Annotated in this window: 14 protein-coding genes and 5 pseudogenes; 8 read left to right on the top strand and 11 right to left on the bottom strand. The window is 57.0% G+C overall.

Translation table 11 applies throughout. The features are described from left to right. Window positions 1–166 precede the first annotated feature (166 nt). Together JQ575_RS46780 and JQ575_RS41280 are read left to right on the top strand one after the other, a co-directional pair. A pseudogene (locus JQ575_RS46780) lies at window positions 167–468 on the top strand (IS5/IS1182 family transposase); the annotation flags it as partial. A gap of 143 nt (window positions 469–611) precedes the next feature. Beyond that, window positions 612–956: a hypothetical protein gene (locus tag JQ575_RS41280; RefSeq protein WP_212038895.1), complete on the top strand. Its 345-nt coding sequence runs from the start codon at window positions 612–614 to the stop codon at window positions 954–956. A 26-nt stretch (window positions 957–982) separates the two neighbouring features. Here the strand turns inward: JQ575_RS41280 and JQ575_RS41285 are convergent. Together JQ575_RS41285 and JQ575_RS45330 are read right to left on the bottom strand one after the other, a co-directional pair. Then, window positions 983–1,853, bottom strand: a pseudogene (locus tag JQ575_RS41285) (transposase). Between the two features lie 354 nt (window positions 1,854–2,207). Next, window positions 2,208–2,307, bottom strand: a pseudogene (locus JQ575_RS45330) (IS630 family transposase); the annotation flags it as partial. Window positions 2,308–2,879: 572 nt separating this feature from the next. On the opposite strand from JQ575_RS45330, the gene JQ575_RS41290 reads away from it, so the two are divergent. Then, a complete protein-coding gene (locus JQ575_RS41290; RefSeq protein ID WP_212038896.1) occupies window positions 2,880–3,236 on the top strand; it encodes a DNA methyltransferase in 357 nt (118 codons plus the stop codon). On the opposite strand, the gene JQ575_RS41295 is transcribed toward JQ575_RS41290, so the two are convergent. The 3 genes from JQ575_RS41295 to JQ575_RS41305 all read right to left on the bottom strand — a co-directional run bounded on the left by JQ575_RS41295 (window position 3,221) and on the right by JQ575_RS41305 (window position 7,042). Further along, on the bottom strand, window positions 3,221–4,606 hold the full coding sequence (locus JQ575_RS41295; protein ID WP_212038908.1) for a mannose-1-phosphate guanylyltransferase/mannose-6-phosphate isomerase: 1,386 nt from the start codon (window positions 4,604–4,606) through the stop codon (window positions 3,221–3,223). The genes JQ575_RS41290 and JQ575_RS41295 overlap by 16 nt on opposite strands. Before the next feature lie 47 nt (window positions 4,607–4,653). After that, on the bottom strand, window positions 4,654–5,667 hold the full coding sequence (locus tag JQ575_RS41300; protein WP_212038897.1) for an NAD-dependent epimerase: 1,014 nt from the start codon (window positions 5,665–5,667) through the stop codon (window positions 4,654–4,656). A 91-nt stretch (window positions 5,668–5,758) separates the two neighbouring features. Further along, entirely contained in the window at window positions 5,759–7,042 is a 1,284-nt protein-coding gene (locus tag JQ575_RS41305) for a nucleotide sugar dehydrogenase (protein ID WP_212038898.1), read from the bottom strand. 196 nt (window positions 7,043–7,238) lie between these two features. Here JQ575_RS41305 and JQ575_RS41310 point away from each other — a divergent pair, with 196 nt between their 5' ends. The 4 genes and pseudogenes from JQ575_RS41310 to tnpC all read left to right on the top strand — a co-directional run. Further along, window positions 7,239–8,210, top strand: coding sequence for a lysylphosphatidylglycerol synthase transmembrane domain-containing protein (locus tag JQ575_RS41310; RefSeq protein ID WP_212038899.1), 972 nt, complete (start codon window positions 7,239–7,241; stop codon window positions 8,208–8,210). A gap of 389 nt (window positions 8,211–8,599) precedes the next feature. Then, window positions 8,600–8,719 carry a transposase gene (locus tag JQ575_RS46785; RefSeq protein WP_212038900.1) on the top strand — a complete coding sequence of 40 codons (120 nt, stop codon included), beginning with the start codon at window positions 8,600–8,602 and terminating at the stop codon, window positions 8,717–8,719. Window positions 8,720–8,936: 217 nt separating this feature from the next. After that, window positions 8,937–9,284: pseudogene (gene tnpB, locus JQ575_RS46285) on the top strand (IS66 family insertion sequence element accessory protein TnpB). Window positions 9,285–9,386: 102 nt separating this feature from the next. After that, window positions 9,387–10,665: pseudogene (gene tnpC / locus JQ575_RS46790) on the top strand (IS66 family transposase); the annotation flags it as partial. Between the two features lie 220 nt (window positions 10,666–10,885). Here tnpC and asnB read toward each other — a convergent pair. Genes asnB through JQ575_RS41355 form a run of 6 tightly spaced genes read right to left on the bottom strand, consistent with a single transcriptional unit; the run spans window position 10,886 to window position 18,118 of the window. Then, complete coding sequence (asnB, locus tag JQ575_RS41330) at window positions 10,886–12,871, bottom strand: asparagine synthase (glutamine-hydrolyzing) (RefSeq protein ID WP_212038909.1); 1,986 nt, start codon at window positions 12,869–12,871, stop codon at window positions 10,886–10,888. 11 nt (window positions 12,872–12,882) lie between these two features. Continuing rightward, window positions 12,883–14,082 (bottom strand): glycosyltransferase, encoded by a 1,200-nt coding sequence (locus JQ575_RS41335; protein ID WP_212038901.1) that lies wholly within the window; start codon window positions 14,080–14,082, stop codon window positions 12,883–12,885. A gap of 31 nt (window positions 14,083–14,113) precedes the next feature. Then, window positions 14,114–15,157 (bottom strand): non-hydrolyzing UDP-N-acetylglucosamine 2-epimerase, encoded by a 1,044-nt coding sequence (gene wecB / locus JQ575_RS41340; RefSeq protein WP_212038902.1) that lies wholly within the window; start codon window positions 15,155–15,157, stop codon window positions 14,114–14,116. Then, window positions 15,157–16,227 (bottom strand): NAD-dependent epimerase/dehydratase family protein, encoded by a 1,071-nt coding sequence (locus tag JQ575_RS41345; RefSeq protein ID WP_212038903.1) that lies wholly within the window; start codon window positions 16,225–16,227, stop codon window positions 15,157–15,159. The genes wecB and JQ575_RS41345 overlap by 1 nt, the downstream gene beginning before the upstream one ends. After that, window positions 16,224–17,183: an NAD-dependent epimerase/dehydratase family protein gene (locus tag JQ575_RS41350; protein ID WP_212038904.1), complete on the bottom strand. Its 960-nt coding sequence runs from the start codon at window positions 17,181–17,183 to the stop codon at window positions 16,224–16,226. The genes JQ575_RS41345 and JQ575_RS41350 overlap by 4 nt, the downstream gene beginning before the upstream one ends. After that, the gene (locus JQ575_RS41355) at window positions 17,183–18,118 is read right to left on the bottom strand and encodes an NAD-dependent epimerase/dehydratase family protein (protein ID WP_212038905.1); all 936 of its coding nucleotides are present in this window, start codon (window positions 18,116–18,118) and stop codon (window positions 17,183–17,185) included. The genes JQ575_RS41350 and JQ575_RS41355 overlap by 1 nt, the downstream gene beginning before the upstream one ends. Before the next feature lie 1,004 nt (window positions 18,119–19,122). Between JQ575_RS41355 and JQ575_RS41365 the strand changes: the two genes are divergently transcribed. Beyond that, window positions 19,123–19,509, top strand: coding sequence for a hypothetical protein (locus JQ575_RS41365; RefSeq protein WP_212038907.1), 387 nt, complete (start codon window positions 19,123–19,125; stop codon window positions 19,507–19,509). Window positions 19,510–19,647 lie beyond the last annotated feature (138 nt).

Consider the following 19,647-nt stretch of genomic DNA (forward strand, 5'->3'; position numbering starts at 1 on the left):
ACCGGGACCCCGGCCTCGTGCTCCTTCAAAACCCCGATGATCTGTTCTTCCGTAAATCGATTGCGCTTCATGCTCCGGTCCTCGTCTTGGGCCAGAGCGAACTTCAAACTGGATTAAGTCCCAGGGGCAAGGTCAGGATCGGCGTTGACGACGCCGCCTGAGCCATTCGGTGTTCTCGAAGAACCGGGACCGGCTGCTGGAAGGCGACATCGCGGCCAAGTTCCTCGCGGCGGTGCTGGCGCAGCCCAAAGTGAAGAAGCTTCTGTCGAGCGATCCCTTTTCGGTCGATGGCAGGCTGATCGAAGCCTGGGCCTCGATGAAGAGCGTCAAGCCGAAGGATGGCTCTGCCGAGCCGCCGGTGCCAAGGCGGCGGGCGCAATGCCGAAGCGGACTTCCATGGCCAGAAACGGCTCGAACGACACCCATGCTTCGACCACCGATCCCGATGCCAGGCTCTACCGCGCATCGAGGAAGCATTCGGCTGGTAAGACGATCGCAGGGCAAGAGAAGACCAGCTTCCGCGGCCGTGATCGCGTCGCATGGGCATTTACCTTCGCTGCCGCCGCCAGCAATCTGGTGCGGCTGCCCAAGCTGATCGTGGAGGCTGGCTGATGGCTAAGGTGCCCGGCTTCGCCAAGGCCTTTGCCGGCCGCTGGCGCATCGTCGAAATGGACAACTGGGACAGCGACTTCCTCGATCTTGTCGAAGAGGCGCATCTCACCTTCGAGGGTAAGTCCGACGGTGAGATTGTCTTCGGTGCGCTGAAGGGCTTTCTCGACGTCCGCTACGGCGCGCGAGACGGTTCTGCGCGCGCGGAGTTCTCATGGGAGGGACACGACGAGAACGAATCCGCCTGCGGTCGTGGATGGGTTATGATCGGCACTGCGAGCAGGCTCATCGGTCACCTCTACATACACAATGGCGACGATTCAGGCTTTGTTTGCGAACGCGGCTGAGTTCTTCAACAGCCTGCTAGAGCGTTTCACGGTTTGATTGAAGCGTATCCAGCATTGGCAAAGTAGTTGCTGCATTAGGGGCCTGGATTGTGCTGACGCGGCCGCCGATGGTGCCGCCAGATTTCGTCGACGGTGCGTTTCTGGGCCGCGCATCCAGTGCTTGATCTTGGCGAAGGCTTGCTAGGTCGGGTGAGTAGGGCGGCAGGTACCACAGCCTTGCACCTGCGGTCCTGATGATGCGACGCAACTCTGCAGACCTGTGGTTGCCGAGATTGTCCATGATGACGATGTCGCCTGGTCCAAGGCATGGAACGAACAGCTGCTCGACATTGGCGCGGAAGCACTCGCCATTGATCGGCCCGTCGTTAGTGGTCGCAACGTCGCGCGCCGAGGAACGTCATCGTGCGCCAGTGGCCATGCGGCGAGAAGCCGCGCAGTCGAGCACCCTTGGGCGCCCAGCCACGCAGCGGAACCATGTTGATCTTGATTCATGTCTCATCGATAAAGACCAGGCGTCGCAGATCGAGGCTGGGTGCCACGATCTCCAGCGGCGGCGCCGGCGGGCGATATCGGAACGGCCCTGTTCAAGAGCGAACAGCGTTTTTTTGAATCGTAGCCCCTCGCGAGACCTTGACCCCGCGCGCCGCCAGTTCGTCCTTCAGCGCGTGCAGCGTCAGCCGCTTCACGATGAACGCCCGATGTGGATCAAGCACCGGTTTGCCGGGTAACCACCCATCTTGCCGGGCGCAACAGAGCCCGTCGAACGGTAGCGCTGCGACCACTTCACCGCCGACGAAACCGAATCCCCCAACTGCAACGCCACCGCCCGGCAGCTCTCACCCTTCGAGACCGTCGCGACCACCGCTTGCGCAAATCATTGGAAAGAGGTCGGACCATCAGATGCTGGCCTCCGTCCCAGCCAGCATCTTGAATCACATTCGCCGCAGAACTAGAAACCCTCCCGATTCAATTAAACTGGGCAACGCTTTAGCCACACGCGTCGATGAATCGACGCGTGCACCTTCCATGGTCCTGCTGATGGCGAGACTTTCCACTTCTAGAATAGCCCCGTCTGCCGCTGGCGATCAGCCCTACGGTCCCGAAACAGGCGACATGATTTGGTTGGATTTTCTGCAATCGCCAGCCGACGAGCAAGCCGGACGGCGCACTGCATTAAAGCGTGATTGAAATTAAGTGTCTTGATACTTTGGCCACCGAGCGCTGGCGCGCTCACGTCGGGACGATCGCGTTCCTGTGACCGCCCATCTGGCCAGGAGCGACGCTGCCGGTCTGCTCCACCCGCTGCATCCAACCAATTGCCCGTGCGGATTGCGACCCCAAACTGCCTGGCGCCGCAAACGAAAGTGCAAGCCTCTTTTCGGTTCCTTCACAAGGATATAGGTAGTCTCCGGACGATTGAGCAATAGGCAGCGTACAGCGTGAGGTCTCCGATTTGTCGGCCACACCCTCGCCTCACCTCCTTGTAGAGGCGGGTGAGGGCTTCTCATCGTTGCCTTTATGATGCGGGCGTCTCGACCTCCGATGAAAAGCGGCGTCGAGGCGAATTTTAGAGGCAGCTTTGCCCTTGCCGGATGCTTTTGGTCATTCGATTAACCCCAGATCCGATTTCTGTGATACAGAACCGCTCATCAAATAATGATCTAAAAGGATCTCGTTCAGTCCGACTTCGTGCCGCGCGAGCTCGTCAGATGGGCGCAGAGCACCGCTCTAAATGACAATTTTTTGGAAAGTGAGGCATGGGCGGGTTGTATCGCAGCGCCGATGAACTGTGCGCCGTATTCAAGGCCGGCAACGAACCCCACCCCAACAACGTCGAGCTCGGGAAGTATAGGAGAAACCGCTCGAATCTTTGGAGCGGCTATGCTTCGCCCTAACTAACAGCTCCCGGGCGGGCATCCAACCGTGAAGCCGGTTGCGATGCTCGCCGACATTATGCGCGACTGCACCAAGCGCGGCCAACTGGTGATCGATTCCTTCATCGGATCGGAGTCAACCTTAATCGGAGCCGAGGAAACCGAACGCGCCTGCGTGGGCGTTGAACTAGACCCATATTACATCGACGTCACTATTCGCCGTTGGCAAGCCATTACCGGCCGTGATGCTATCCACCTGGGCACCGGCCACGAACTGAACAATGGCTTACGACGACGAAGACGTAGGCTACAACGGCCTCCCAAAAGCGGCCAGTTCAAACCTGGCAAGAGCGGCAATAGTTCCCAACGATCGCTAGCCTATCGACCCCTCTATGAACGACTGTAATCATCCTCGATGCGGATGATATCGTCCTCGCCGAAATAGCTGCCGGTCTGGACCTCGATCAGCTCTAACTGGATCTTGCCGGGGTTTTCCAGCCTATGCACCGCGCCGATCGGGATGTAGATCGACTCGTTTTCGTGCACGGTCTTGACCAGTTCGTTGACGGTCACCTGTGCCGTACCCCGCACCACGATCCAGTGCTCGGAACGATGATGGTGCTTCTGCAGCGAAAGCCGCCCGCCCGGCTTGACGATAATGCGCTTGACCTGGTGACGCTCGCCATTGTCGACCGATTGGTACGAGCCCCAGGGCCGGTGCACCTTGATGTGATCTTCGGTCACCTGCGGCGCCACGTTCTTCAATGTGGCGACCAGCCGCTTCAGCCCGTTGGCGTCCTTTTGCCCGCTCACCAGCACCGCGTCCTGCGTTGCTACCACCACGAGGTCGTCGACGCCTTCGAGTGCGACCAGCGCGCGATCGGTCGCCACGTTGCAATTGCGTGAATCTTCGAACACCGCAGTGCCCCGCGCTGCGTTGCCCTCGCCGTCCTTGTCGGACAATTCCCACACCGCATGCCAGGAGCCAACGTCGGACCAGCCGCAGGCGACCTGGACCACAGCGCAACGGGGGGTCTTCTCCATCACCGCATAGTCGATCGAGATCGACTTTGCGGAAGCGAATGCGTCTGCGTCGAGCTTGACGAAGCTGAGGTCGCTTCCCGCCTTGGCAACGGAATCGGCGATGGCCTCTACGCTGCCGCGGTCGACCTTGCGATATTCATCGAGCAACGCGGCGGCCCGGAACATGAAGTTACCGCTGTTCCAGAGATAGCCGGCCTCGACGTAGCTGGCCGCGGTTGCCGGATCGGGCTTCTCGACGAACTTCGCCACGCTGTGAACCTGACCCGAGATGATTTCGCCAGGACTGATATAGCCGTATTCGGTGGCGGGACGTTCGGGCTGCACGCCAAAGGTTACGATGTGTCCGGCCTCCGCCGCGGGGAGTCCCTCACGGCAGGCTGCGAGGAATGCCGCGTTATCGCGAACGACGTGATCGGCCGCCAGTGCGAGAACGACCGCCTCCTTGTCACGTGTTTGCGCGAACACCGCACCTGCCGCGATGGCCGGCCCGGAGTCGCGCCGCATCGGCTCCAGCAGCACGTCGGCCTCGCAGCCGATCTCCGCCAGTTGCTCGAGCACCATGAAGCGATAGGCATTGTTGGTGATGACGATCGGCCGTTCGAACAGCGCAGGATTGGACACCCGTATCAACGTGTCCTGGAAAGTCGAGCGTGCACCGAACAAAGATAGGAACTGCTTGGGGTGGACTTCGCGCGACGCCGGCCACAGTCGCGTTCCGGCACCGCCACACATAATCAATGGAATTGGAAGCTTGTTCACCTCACACCTCGATATGATCGTTATCGCCGATAGTCACGATACCACTGCGCAAATCGTTCAACTCCCTGCTCGATAGAGGTTGAAGGCCGAAAATCGATGTCGCGAACGATATCATCGACGTTGGCATAGGTTGCAGGGACATCGCCCGGCTGCATGGGCAAGAGCTCTTTTGTTGCTGCCCGCCCAAATTGCTTTTCCAGAAGGGAGACGACATGCAATAATTTTTCTGGCTTGTTATTACCGATGTTGTAAATCTTCCAGGGCGCAGAGCTGGTTGCAGGATCCGGATCGTCTCCATTCCAATCGGGGTTGCCCGATGCTGGACGATCCACGAGCCGGACGATCGCTTCACTGACATCGTCCACATAAGTAAAATCACGGAGAATATCTCCCCCGTTAAACAGCTTGATCGGTTGTCCTTCGAGAATGGCTTTGGCGAAGATGAACATGGCCATGTCCGGTCGACCCCATGGACCATACACTGTAAAGAAACGAAGCCCGGTTGTCGGCAAGCCAAATAAATGGCTGTATGAGTGCGCCATCAGTTCGTTCGCCCGCTTGGAGGCTGCGTACAAGCTGATCGGGTGGTTTACGTGATCCTGGACAGAAAAAGGCAACTTGGTATTGGATCCGTAAACAGAGGAAGAAGATGCAAACAACAGATTTCGGCAGTCTGCCGCGCGGCATCCCTCCAATATGTTTCCAAAGCCTTCGATATTCGAATCGATGTACGCTTGCGGATGTTCGATCGAATAACGAACGCCCGCCTGGGCTGCTAGATGCACAACGACCGGGAAGCGGCGTTCACTAAACAGCGTCTTCATCGCTGAGCGATGCGAGATGTCGGCCCTGATAAACTCGAAACGGGGATCACGCTGCAGAATGCCTAGCCGAGCTTCCTTTAACTTCGGATCATAGTAATCATTCAGATTGTCGAGACCGACAACCCGACGCCCGCGCTCCAGCAACTGCTGAGCAACGTGAAATCCGATAAACCCGGCTGCACCGGTAACCAAAACCTCCTGACCCGACATCTTTACCTCAATCCAACCGCATGGCGGCCGCCAGGAAACTGGATCATCAACCCCTGATGTAGAAAAACCGGGAAAACGTACCTGCGTCGCCTTATGGTCTCCAAAGTTCTATAGCCGAAGGGAGCGACGTTCGATCGAGCTTCATCTTTACGTCGAGCACGATCCCGCCGCGATCAACAAGCAAACTCTCAATCATCTTCCATCCCCTGTCGAGATAAAGTTTGTGTGGTACCGCTAGGATGACTGCATCCGCCGGTTTCAGATCGTCGATAGCGGTGAGCGTTAGGCCGTATTCATGCAGGACTTCTTCCGGACTCGCCCACGGATCGGTGACTTGAACGCTGAGACCGAAAGACCGGAGTTCGCTGATAATGTCGACTACCTTGGAATTGCGCGTGTCCGGAACATCCTCCTTGAAGGTAAGACCAAGCACTGTTACCAACCCACTGCGCCCCTTCAATCTCAAGAGAGAGCGAATGCACTCCCGCGCAATGTGACGACCCATGCCGTCGTTGATGCGACGGCCCGCCAAAATTACTTCGGGATGATACCCCGCCTTCTCGGCCCGAAAAGTCAGATAGTAGGGGTCTACTCCAATGCAATGTCCCCCGACCAGTCCGGGGTGGAATGGCAGGAAATTCCACTTGGTCTGGGCAGCCGCAAGAACGTCGCCGGTATCGATTCTGAGAGCTCCCAAAATCAGCGACAGCTCGTTCATGAACGCGATATTGAGATCGCGCTGCGTATTTTCAATTACCTTGGCTGCTTCGGCGACCTTGATGGATGGAGCGCGGTGAATGCCCGCAGTCACCACCGAACCGTAAACGCTTGCGACGATATCGAGAGCCTGCGGATTCTGCGCGGAAACAACCTTTGTGATTGTCTCAAAGCGGTGGAGCTTGTCACCAGGATTAATGCGCTCTGGCGAGTATCCCACCATGAAATCCCGTCCGGACTTAAGACCCGAGACGGCCTCAAGCACGGGAATGCATTCCTCCTCGACCGCACCGGGATAAACAGTCGACTCGTAGACGACGATGTCGCCCTCCTCAAGTGCGGAGGCGACGGTGCGGGACGCCGAAACCATCGCACCAAGATCGGGACGACGGGCAGAATCTATCGGAGTAGGCACCGTGACGATGTAGAAATCCGACGACTGAAGTGCCTTTGCGTCATCGGAAAATGTCAGTGACGGGTGATGCAAGTCCTTCACCTCGACTTCGCGCGTCCGATCGCGACCGGCTCTCAGTTCGGTAATTCGCTTCGAATCGACGTCGAATCCAACTACGTCTACTCCGGCGCGGGCAAACGAGACCGCTACCGGTAATCCGACATATCCAAGGCCGATGACCGCAATGCGCCGTTGATGTTCCATACAAAGCATTCCTAGCTCAAATTTGCCCAAGAATATCTGTTTAGCCGTCACGGCCTAGTTACCGCAAGAGCACAGGATTTACTATTGCCAGATGAGGTCTAAAACCATACCAACATTGATAAATTCCGCCCACCCCGGCCCTATTTTTCACTGCGCTCCTGGACGCACCGTGTCTCAAAGGCGATGATAGTCTGAAATGCGCGGTTTTCTGATTTTTGCCATCCGAATCCTGGTATCAGCCGCGCTGCTCTACCTTGCGCTACGGGGAGTAAATTTTGCAGAGATCCAGCTAAGGCTGAAAGAAAGCGGCCTGGGCTGGCTGCTGGGGTGGATGGTGCTTGCAGTCCTAGTCAACCTGCTTCAGGTAATACTCGGCGCGATTCGATGGCAGCTGATCTCAGCGGACTGCGGGGCTCCGCTTGGGCGATCTCAAGCGCTTCGCTACAATATGATCGGAACGTTCTTCAACCAGACCCTGCCGTCGACCATCGGCGGCGACGCGGTTCGACTCTGGCTAGTCAGTAGAACTGGGACCGGTTGGCGAGCGGCTACCTATTCTGTTCTAGTTGACCGGGCGATCGGTTTCATCGCACTTGCTATCGTGGTTTTCGTTAGCCTGCCCTGGAGTTATCAGATAATCGATGACGATAACGGAAGGCAAGCGTTGGCGGCCATCGATTCTGCGGCGCTTGCGGCCAGCGTTGGCTTCCTCTTGCTCGGCAACCTGCCGTGGCTTTGGTTAAAAAGGATTTGGCCGACGCGACACGTCTATGCCTGCTCGCAAATCGTAAATCGTGCCATCGTTAACTACCCTAAAGGCACCGCAATTTTGTTGCTGTCGATCGCCGTCCATTTTCTGAGTGCAGTCATTGCCTGGTGTGCGGTTCGTTCAATATCAGCCCCTGCCAATTTCGAACAGGTATTGCTGGTCGTCCCACCTATCGCTCTCATTACCATGCTTCCCATCTCAATTGCCGGTTGGGGAGTAAGAGAAGCAATGATGATGATTGCTTTCGGTTACGCTGGCCTGATTCCGGCCGACGGAACGATGGTTTCCTTGCTCACCGGTGTATCTTCATTCATCATCGGCGCACTCGGCGGCTTGGTCTGGATTGCAAGTGGAGAAAAGACGGCAAAGCTCACGGATAAAATCCATCATAGGGAATAAAGGAGGAAAAAGAGTCGGGCGGACGATGAGAAATAGATCTCGGCTGATCGTCGTATTCGGAGCCTTGTCGGCGTTATACCTGAGTTCGCGATGCTGGAGCCGAAACCGCGGCCACATCTAGTGCCGCCAATCTATGTGGACCATGTCGCAGCGTGTCGGGTTGCTGGTGAAACGAAACTGGAGTGGCACTCACGTAATTCCGATTATCGTGGAGTGGCCCAGTTCTGCATCCAGACATCGGGGCGGAACCGCGCCATTATCCCGATGCCCCTTCTCCCTGCGATAGATCAAGGTCCCCTTGGACATCAACGTTCTGCGCCGCTGCCGCGAAGATGCGTAAGCGGTGTTCCGAGGTCACCTTCCTGATGATGTCCTGATCTGCGAGTCTAATGGTTCTGATAACCGTTGAGATTGTAGCGAGCGGCGAGTCTGGCTCTGCCGTAGCCCGACGGCACGGACTTTCACCGCAGCAATTATTTGGCTGGCGGCGGGAAATGCAGGCGTCCTAGACGGCGCTTTCGCACGCTGAAGAGCTGCAGTTCGTTCCGGCGGTCCCGGACGTGGCACCGACCGCCCGTCCGTCGTCAACGCAAAATGCCCCGGCTCCATGTTGAGCCCGGTGCGGGAATGATCGAGGTCGAGATCGACGGCGTGACGGTTCGGGTTGGCCGCGGAGCGGAACGTACAGACCGTGACAGCGGTGCTGCGAGCATTGAAAGGTGGCACGTGATCGGCCCGACCGGCGCGGTCCGCGTGATGGTGGCGACCAAACCTGTCGACTTCCGCAATGGGGCCGAGGGACTGACGGCACTGGTGCGCGAGACGATGGCTGCGCATCCCTTCTCCGAAGCGGTCCACGTGTTCAGGGCGAAGCGCGCCGACCGGATCAAGTTGGTGTTCCACTAGTCTTTGTCTGTTCGCCAAGCGGCTGGAGGACGGCATCTTCCGGTGGCCGAAGATTGAGAAGACGTGATGAAATTATCGGCGGCGCAATTGTCTGCGCTGCTGGAAGGGCTGGACTGGCGGCGCGTCCATGAAGCGCCGGAAACCGTCACACCGATGCAACCAGGTTGATTGACGGCGGATCATTTATCTCTGCGGCGAAGTGAATTAGCCCATCGAGACCGTCGCAAAATGCCGCCGAATATGATCTGATTCGATCATGCCAAGCGACGCTTGCCTGACGATCTTGGGACACTGAAAGCATGCTGCTCGCCGAGCGGATACCGAACGAGCGACTGCGCCAGATCATCAAGGAATTGCAGCGGCATCGTTTTGGCCGCCGAGCCGAGACGTTGCCCGAAGATCAAATGTTGCTTGGCCTCGAAGATGTCGAGCAAACGGCGGCGAGCGATGCCGCGATAGCAGATCGGTCGGCTGCGGCGTCAAGAGCTGCACGAGCCGAGAAGCGACGCATTAACCGCGGCTCGTTGCCCGCGCATCTGCCGTGGATCGAGTTCATCCTCGACATCGACGGCACTCGCGCCCGCGCGACTAATCGAAGGCGGCATGCCGACGGAAGCCACCATCGCCCAGGTCCTGGTGTCCAAATATGCTGATCATCTGCCGCTGTATCGCCAGACGCAGATCTACGCCCGGCAAGGCACCGAACTGGACCGATCAACGCTGGCGGACTGGGTCGGTCACGCCGCCTGGCACCTGCGCCCGCTGCAGGAGCGGCTGCTGGTGAGGCTGAAGCAGCTACCCCGCCTGTTTGCGGACGAGACGACCGCGCCGGTGCTGGATCCCGGCCGTGGCTTCACCAAGACCGGACAGCTCTGGGCCTATGCCGCTGACGACCGGCCATAGGGCGGCTGTGACCCACCTGGCGTCGTCTATGTCTACGCACCCGATCGCAAATCTGAACGGCCAATTACCCATCTGGAGGGCTTCCAGGGCATTCTGCAGGTCGATGTTATGCCGGCTACCGCAAGCTGGCCGATCGCGGCGATGTCCGCCTTGCATTCTGCTGGTCGCACGTTCGGCGTGGCTTCTATGAGCTTGCCGTATCTGGTCCGGCACCGATCGCCAGCGAAGCGCTCGAACGTATTGCCGGGCTCTACGCCGTCGAGAAGAAAGTCCACGGTCGAAGTCCCGAGGAGCGCCGAACAGTTCGCTCCCTAAAAAGCCGTCCCCTGATCGATGCGCGCTCGAGCTGTGGTTGCGCGCAAAACTCGGTCTGATCAGCCAGACGCCATGGCCATCCGCTACGCCCTGTCGCGCTGGAGGGCCTGACGCGCTTCATGGATGACGGTCGTATCGAGCTCGATAACAATATCGTCGAGCGCTCCATCCGCCCGATCGCGCTCAACCCGAAGAACGCGTTGTTCGCGGGTTCCGACGGAGGCGCCGAGCATTGGGCCACCGTCGCGTCCCTGATCGAGACCTGCAAGTTGAACGACATCGACCCGCTCGCGTATCTGACCGACGTTCTTACAGTATCATCAATGGGCACCCAACCGTGATATCGATCAGTTGCTGCTGTGAGCCTATAGAACGCAAGAACTCAAAGCCGAGGCCTAAGAACAGCGCTTACGAAGGATGCGAATGTTTCGTTGATTAAAATGGGGAACGAATCCGGCATCAACCGCGGACCCCGAAGTCGGGCTTCGCCAAGCGCCGCGAGATTGGCGCAGTTGACGCAACCGATGGATCGCTTACGGGTCTACTACTACCTACCGGCCGATATCGCTCGACCCGCACCACTCATCAGTCCAAGCTTGAACCATCAAAACGTTCCAAAGCCACGAACCGTGGTTGCCTTTACGTTGCTGGTGATTGGTCCAGATGCGGTCAACCCGCCCGGCATTTAGCCACCTTTGGCGGTCAAGGCGATTGGCCGAAAGCAAGTCTGCAGCCCAGGTCTTCAATGGCCCGCGTAACCATTCATCGAGCGGGATGGCAAACCCCATCTTCGGGCGATCGATCAGACTCTTAGGAACATGGCGATCTAGAACCTGTCGTACCAACCATTTGCCTTCTCCGTTCCTCACCTTATAGTCCGGAGGTACCTCGCAACTGAACTCAACGACATCCTTGTCGAGAAACGGTACGCGCGTCTCAAGGCTGACTGACATAGCGGCGCGGTCGACCTTCTGAAGGATATCATCGGTTAAATAGCTAAGCGCGTCCGACAAAGTCATCCGGTCGAGTGGATCAAGCTCCTGGTCAATCCCTGCCATTTGCAAATCGAACCAGCTCGCGGGCTCGAAACCATCGACGACCGCACCGGCCGGATCGTCGTCGACTGAGCTCAATAAACGATATAAGTCATTGAAGGATCCTGCATTGACGATACGGCCGATTTTCGCGAGTTGATCCCCGGACCGAATGAACCGGAAACGGCTTGGGAGAAAATCGCCCACCATATTTCCAATCCGGTTGGCAGGTTCCGGAGCAACATTCCGGATCGCAGCGGTAAGGGCCAGTCTGATTACGTAAGGCAGGCGAGCGAAGCGCGCATGCAGACGCGGTCCCCACACATGACGATTATATCCACCGAACATTTCATCACCGGCGTCGCCGGAGAGTGCCACCGTGACCTCGCGCCGCGCAAGGGTCGCCAGCAACAAAGTCGGGATCTGAGACGAGTCGCCAAAGGGCTCGTCGTAGATGCCCGCGAGTTGAGGGATCACCTCGCGCGCATCGGACGGAGACACTACCAGTTCCGTATGGTCTGTTCCAAGATAGGACGCCACGCCGCGCGCGTGGGTTGCTTCGCTGAACTCCTTCTCAGCAAAGCCAACAGAGAAGGTCTTGATAGGCCGCGATGCACATTTTTGCATCAATGCGACGATCGCTGACGAATCGATGCCTCCCGACAGGAAGGCGCCGATGGGCACGTCCGAGAGCGACTGGCGGGTCACGGCTTGGCATAGCAGTCGCTCCAGTTCGTTCACCAAGGCTATCGCATCAGTTCGACGATTGTGCTGTCCATCGATCACGTGCTGACGCATCGACCAGTAGGGTTGCGGTGAGGGAAACACGTCACCCCTGCACATCGGGTGCGAGACAACTGTAAAGGAAGCCGGATCGAGCTTCTTAACGGTCTCCCAGATCGTCGATGGCCCCGGAACGTATCCAAATCTCATAAACGCGGTCAGCGCCTGCCGATCTACCGTCCCGCTCCACTGTGGGTGCGCGGCAAATGCCTTCAGTTCGGATGCAAAAACAAAATCCTCTCCCACCCAGCCGTGGAACAGCGGCTTTTCGCCGAAGCGGTCGCGACAAAGCGTCAAGGTGTGCTCTCGCGCATCCCAAATCGCAATCGCGAACATTCCATTGAACCGCTGGAGTGCTGCCTTGATACCCCAGTGTTGAACGGCACATAGCAAGGTCTCGGTGTCGGAATGCCCGCGCCACGCTGCCGCAGCGCCTGCTGCTTCAAGGTCTTTGCGCAGCTCAAGGTGATTATAGATCTCCCCGTTGAACGTCACCACGAAACGACCGCAATTGCTCTGCATTGGCTGCGCACCCGCCTCGGTCAGGTCGAGAACCGACAACCTGCGATGCCCAAGTGCAATTCCGGCCGCCTCGTCAGCCCAGATACCGCTGGCGTCCGGCCCTCGGTGCGCGAGTGAGGAAGTGATCTGTCTCGCGCATAAGGTAAGCGAGTTGGAGTCATTGCCAACCATTCGAAGGATACCCGCGATCCCGCACATGCCTTTAGCCGTCAACTTGTGGACGCGAGCAGATCGTAAACCTGCTGCGTACGTTGTGCATATGTATGACGGGAGTAAACAAGATCATAGGCAGCCTCGACGATTTCCCTGTGTTGGGCCGGATCCCGGAAGGCCGCGAGAACTTCATCGATATTGGAGAAATCGGGCTCGAGCGCGATGTAATGCTCGTTCGCGACCAAAATGTCATTGAATCGGCCACGAAACATGATCTGACAGGTTTTCGTTCCTGCAGCGTCGAAGTGTCGCGAACTGATGCATTTGCCATAATATGACGGACGCGGCCTTTCTGCAAAAAATCTTTCGAATATGTCTCTGGGTTCAAGCTGCTCATTGAACAACGCTTCGTGCTGTATCGGGCCGCTCCGCATCACCTTTCGCGCCGTCGCCCGAACCCACCCTGGCAAGCGGTGACCAATTCGACGTAAGGGGGAATCGTTTCGCAGCACAAACCCCCTCCGGAGATCTGATAAAGCATAGTCGCGAATTGCGTTGACTACTGCGTCATCCCGCTCAAGGAACCATGATCCCGCTTCCGTCGAAACTGTTCCACGGCACTGGTTGAGGTAGTGGGCCCAGCTTTTCCGATCTAAGCGGCGATCGGAAATTTCCGTTTTCAAACCCATGACCGTTCCGTGATCCTTAAACCACTTCAGTATCCGGTTTCGGTCGTCGTCACCGAGGTGCGGAAGGTAGCGCGCCGCTCGGGCCCCGATGTCGAGCGGCCGATCGCGAAATGCAATCGCCGGGTAATAGACTGCGGGATTTAATGCATGGGGAACCGCAACTACCTTGCGGGAGGCGACGGCATCAAAAAGATGGCGACCGGCTTCAAGGAGCAACTGCGTCGCGACATAATCAGGTTTGAGGATCGCAAAGAGCTTCAGCTTCTCGGCAATAGGTGAACCGGGTAGATTCACCTCATTACCGACGAATGTGAGCAGTGGCACCTTTCGTCCAACGAGTGTCGCAATATGCGGCTCCAGATATATTGTAGTGTCTGCATTGGTGGAATGAAGTAGCACCACCGCATCTATTTGTTTCAGAACCTTTGCAAGGCGTGACCGAGAATCCGATGGAACGATATTGAATGGAATGACCTCAAAGTCAGGGGCATTCGTGAATGCATCGAGCCAATCATCGAAATAGGACAGACGATCCGTGTAGTGGGCATAGGCTACCAACACCCGCATGCAACTCTCGCGGCTTCGGGTCATTTCGGGGTCATCTCGAATTCTTCAACAGTTCCGCAATTCTGAAGGCAGCACGCCCGTCGCCGTATTCGGTGATTTGCCTCCGCTCCGCGAAATCCGGCCCGTTCCACAATCGGTTCCAGCCATGACTGATAGTTTCCACCCACTCAGTTTCGCCCCGTAGCGTTGTACACGGCACGCGATGAAAATAAGCTTCTTTCTGCAATCCGCCGGAGTCGGTGAAAACGGCACCGGCGCCGTTTATCAGCCTAGCCATGTCCACATAACCCACGGGGCCAATGACCCTAAGTCCCTCAAGCGACACCCCCATACGCTCGGCGTTCTGACGCGTGCGGGGATGCAACGGCAAGATGATCGGAATTGCTTTAGCCTGTTTCTTCAGAAAGGCGATTACCGCTCTGAGCGACTTGGCATCGTCGGTATTTTCGGCACGGTGAATGGTCGCTACACCATATGCTTTGGGGTTGACCGCAAGTTCGGCGAGAATGCCAGAGGTGCCGCTGGCGCGGTCGATGGCGAACAGCGTGGCGTCATACATTACATCACCGATATGATGAACCCCGCCCCTGATGCCTTCCCCGGCGAGATTATCGACTGCAGCCTGTGTCGGGCACAAATGCAGCGCCGAAAGATGATCGGTAAGTACGCGATTGACTTCTTCCGGCATGCGACGGTTGAAAGATCGCAGGCCGGCCTCAACATGTGCGATGGGAATATGTAGTTTCGCGGCGGCGAGAGACCCTGCCAAGGTCGAATTGGTATCGCCATACACGACAACCCAGTCTGGCTTCTCGGCGATCAGGATCGGTTCGATGGCCGCGAGCATGCGACCTGTCATTGCACCGTGGCCGCCTCCGTGAATTTCAAGCCGATGGTGAGGTGTGGGGATATCGAGCTCGGAGAAAAACACGTCCGACATGTCGGCATCGAAATGCTGACCAGTATGGATCATGACTTCGCTCAGTCCATCGGTTTTGCGAATGGCACGACTGACCGTGGCCGCCTTGATGAATTGCGGCCGGGCTCCGACTATGGTGCAGATTTTCAAGGACACTACACGTAAGCCTTCACTTGCGGAACGTAACGCTCGTGCTGCACCATACAACGCAGGATCCGGTCGTGGTTAGCTCGTGTCCATTCAATGGTCTTTGCAAGCCCCTCTGCATGCGGCACGCCTGCCCTGAATCCAAGTTTTTCCGTCGCCTTGGACGGATCGCCGAAGCGCTGGCCCGATCGATCCCAATCTCGCGCCGGTGTCATAGCGATCGGCGTCTTGTTTCCGGCCAGCACGTTGATGCGCTCAGCAAGCTTCTTGATGGTCGTTTCAGCTCCAGAGGCAAGATTGTAAATCTCCCCTGGATTTCCGTTAACCGCACAAGCCATCAAGCCGCGCGCCATGTCCTCGACGAAGATAAAATCGCGCGTCGCGATACCGCCATTCTCTACGGGGAGGGGTTCCCCGTGCAGCGCCTTCCAGATAAAGGTCGGCGTCACGTTCCGCCATACGGTGTGGACGGTCCCGCGCCATCGCCCTGCACCGAGTATCTCCCTTGGTCCGTAAACATTCTGGAAGCGCGCTTTGACAAACGGCAACTGATACCGGGCGAAGTAATAGTTGCCGTACATCTCGCCGATTAGCTTCGAGATGGAATACGGGCTGTCATGAAATAGCGAGACCGGGGCATCTTCTCTGGTTGCGCTCGCGCCCTCGAACGTTTTTTCGGCGACGGCGCAGCCGGCTGCCGCATACACGACCTTCCGCAGCGACTTCATGCTTTTTAACCGCTCGAACAATTTCAGCGTCGTTATCGTATTGTTGTCGTGGTCGGCCAACGGGTCCGCAATAGAAGATTGGTTTCCGTGATAGCAGGCCAAATGAAAGACATAGTCTAAATCGGCGGGCAACGTTTCGAGAATCGAATCATGAGCAATCGATCCGAGGCGAAAATCGATAACCCCGCCCTCGGGAACATTCGTAATGTCCGCGGACAACAAATTGTCGACAATAATAATCTTCGCAGGGCTTTCTTTCAGCAGCAGAGCGACTAGGTTGGATCCTACAAAACCTGCACCGCCAACAACAAGAATATTGGAATTGGCAAATGATTTTTCTGGCATATTCATACCGCCCTCTGCGGGGTGGTTGAAAGATGGCTATAGACATCGTTGACCCCGTGCGCGTCGTACCAGGAAAGCATGCGCCTGATGGTTTCGGTGAACGAGATCCGGGCAGTCCACCCAAGAATCGATTTCGTCATGGTAGGATCCGGAACTACGGCCGGCACGTCGTCGTCGCCCACCGGGATGACTTTGACGGCAGGATCTGGCGCCAAGCCCAGATGGTCACGAACGGCGTCATAGACATCCTTGATCGAATGTCCTTCTCCGCTCGACACATTGAAGGTGCCGGTCGGCGCCCCGTTTTGCATTACAAGATCTACCGCGGCCAAAAAGTCGGACATGTCGAGAAAATCGCGCTGTGCGTCGGTACAGAAACATGCCTGCCCCGCCTTAAGCCGCTTGTAGAAGGTGGGAAGCGGCCCAATAGCGAGGCGAGGACCGGTCACGTTCGCAAGCCGGAGCGAAGCGAACGGTAAACCGCTGATTGAAAGATATTGCTCGCCCGCGACCTTCGAAATACCATAACTCGTAAATGGTCGCAGGGGATGCTCGACCGGAATCGGCATCATTGAGGGGCGGCCGTAACAAAGCACTGTCTGGAAATTGAGGAGCCGACTCGCCTTACAAGCCCGCGCAGCATCGACGACATTGACCATGCCGGTCACGTTCGTGGCTGCATCCTCGTGCCAGTCGGTCGGATCCTTGTAGGCGGCAGCCGAATGCACCACGTGCGTCGGACAGAACTCTGCGAAGGTGCGATCGACTAACGCTCGATCCGCGATCGAACCCTCCACCACCGTTAGTCGCTGAAGGGGAGGCACGACCTCCCGTTTTCCAGTGGCGAAATTGTCTATCACCAGAATTTCGTGCCCTTGCGGCAACCAGTGCTCGATCAGATTGGAGCCAAGACACCCCGCCCCTCCCGTAAGGAGAATCCGCATAGCGACATCTGCAACCATCAAGAGCGTGCCTCTTTCAGGTGAGTGTATCCGCCCTGGACGCCTTCGCGGTTCCAACGTTCCACAGCAACCTCAGCAATCCTTGGTAGCGGCGTGAATTCCAGCTCGCCGAAGTCGGTGAACGTGCGAGACGGATCAAGCAAAATCGAAGGTGCATCGTCCTTGCCCAAGGGCTTGACCTCGGGCTCTGGATAATCGTTCAGTTTCATTGCCGCAACTACGGCATCGTAAAGTTCGCGAATAGCGAAGTCCTTGCCCGAGGAGAAATGATAGGTGCCGCGCCCAACACCATCCGCAGCCCGCACCACCACACGAGCCAGATCCCTTGCGTAGCAGAAGTCCCTACGCGCCGGCGTAACAAAGCACTTCTTACCTGCCGACAACCGTTCAAAGAAAATCGGCAGTGGACCTGACACGTTGCGTTCTCCGATCACGTTGGCCAACCGAAAAGTCACCCAATCGACTCCAGAAAACTGAACGTAATTTTCGCCTGCAGTCTTAGAGATAGCATAGCTCGAATTCACAGGATCGATCGGATGATCGAGGTGGATCGGCGACTGAAGTGGTCTTGTGCCATAGCAAAGTGCGGTCTGAAAATAGATAAGCCGACCGACGCCGTGAACCTTTGACGCTTTGGCGACGTTGGCGGTGCCAGCGGCGTTGACGTGAGCATCTGTTACCCAATCTTCCGGATCCTTGTAGGATGCTGCGGTATGGATCACGACATCGGGCTTGAAATCCGCGAAGAGCGAATTAATTAAATCAGCATCGGTGATCGAGCCCTCTACCAATCGCAAATTCGCATCTGGTGCGAGATTGTCCCGGCGGCCAGTCGCAAAATTATCGATCCCGAGGACGTGGTCTCCGCGCGCCAGCAACATGTCTGTGACTGTTGATCCGACCTGACCCGCGCCGCCGGTGACAAACACCTTCATACCCTGTTTCCTTCCATTCCTGGTCGTCAATCGCTATCACCGGAATTCGGCAATCGCATAGTTCAACTGCCCTTTGAACGCATTCAAGCGGCCTGTCCATCAGATCCTAAAATAGGCTACGCGATCGGCCGGAGGCCAGAACGCAATAATCCTCGATGGCTATACAACAGCATCTTGTATGGAGCAACAGACTGAAAATTTGAAAAGAAACAACAACTTGCATTGGAGACGACTTTGGTATCCGAGGAGTAGCACGAGCGGGCTGTTTGATAGTTCGGGACCAACCGTGATTTCAGGTCAGAATCACCGGTGCAGCATTGCGGTTCCCTATCCACTTCGAAAGCTCCGGGCGGATTCTGTGCGGCCGACGCGCTCGTACGCGCCCGGCCAGGCGCCGCTTATGATCTCCGCGATTTCGGCAGCGGTCGCGATGCAAACGCAAAAAAGGAGTCGCGCGCACGCTCCGCCAATTCGAATTCTTGGCGCGGCTGGCCGGGAGCATGAACCCTTCTAGCTCGCCCCTGGGCGGTGGCTGGAATGGCGATACCAATGCGTGAAATGCCTCGGACTACTCAATTCGCACTTCAACCGGATGAAATCAATGTGTTAGACGGGCAATGGTTAGTCGCGTAGTACTTCGATTGGCCGTGACTGGAGAACATGATGCGTTTACTTTTGAAGATGATAATCGGTGCTGCCGTTCTCACAATGGTCGGGTGCAACGAAGGCCCTCCCGGCCCTCCCGGCCCTCCTGGCCCTCCCGGCGCGCAAGGTGCCCAGGGTCCTCAAGGCGAAAAGGGTGAGAAGGGCGACAAAGGCAACCCAGGCGAGCCCGGGAAAGATGCGCCACCGCCGCCGAGGAAGAAGTGACAGGAGCAAGAAATACCCGCGGGGTAATACCATCCAGCGGGTTTCCTTATGCAACTCTCGCGGGCTCTGGGGTCCGTTGCGCGATTAGTTGAAATTCGGCAGCGAGCGGTTAATATCGAGAGGGGTTATCCTGGGTGGAAGGAGTTGTTGCCGGAATTCATCAACAGCCCTCCGGTATTTCGATCTCAGTTCTCGTTCAACAGATGACCTTTCATACGCTCGAACTGCAACACACAAAGCACACGTTATTGACGCCAGACCGACCACTCATGACAAATGGTCGCGGCCAACCCGATGCACATATCGTGATGCCGATCTCACCCACGCGACTGTTTATCGTGGTCCGCGAAAAACGCATTATCGAACAGATTGCAGGTACGAAAAACAATAAACTTATAGCCTGCGTAAAAAGTAGGCTGGCTGAGCAGGCGCAACGTTTTGTTTATGGTGAGGCCTGTTCACAGCTGCGCTTCGTGGAAACCCGCCGTGGAAATAAAGTGCCTTCGACACTGTTTGGTTAGCTGAGGCAGTAATTCTGGGACTTAATCCAGTTTGAAGTTCGCTCTGGCCCAAGACGAGGACCGGAGCATGAAGCGCAATCGATTTACGGAAGAACAGATCATCGGGGTTTTGAAGGAGCACGAGGCCGGGGTCCCGGT

Source organism: Bradyrhizobium sp. JYMT SZCCT0428 (assembly GCF_018131075.1).
Classification (GTDB): Bacteria; Pseudomonadota; Alphaproteobacteria; order Rhizobiales; family Xanthobacteraceae; genus Bradyrhizobium.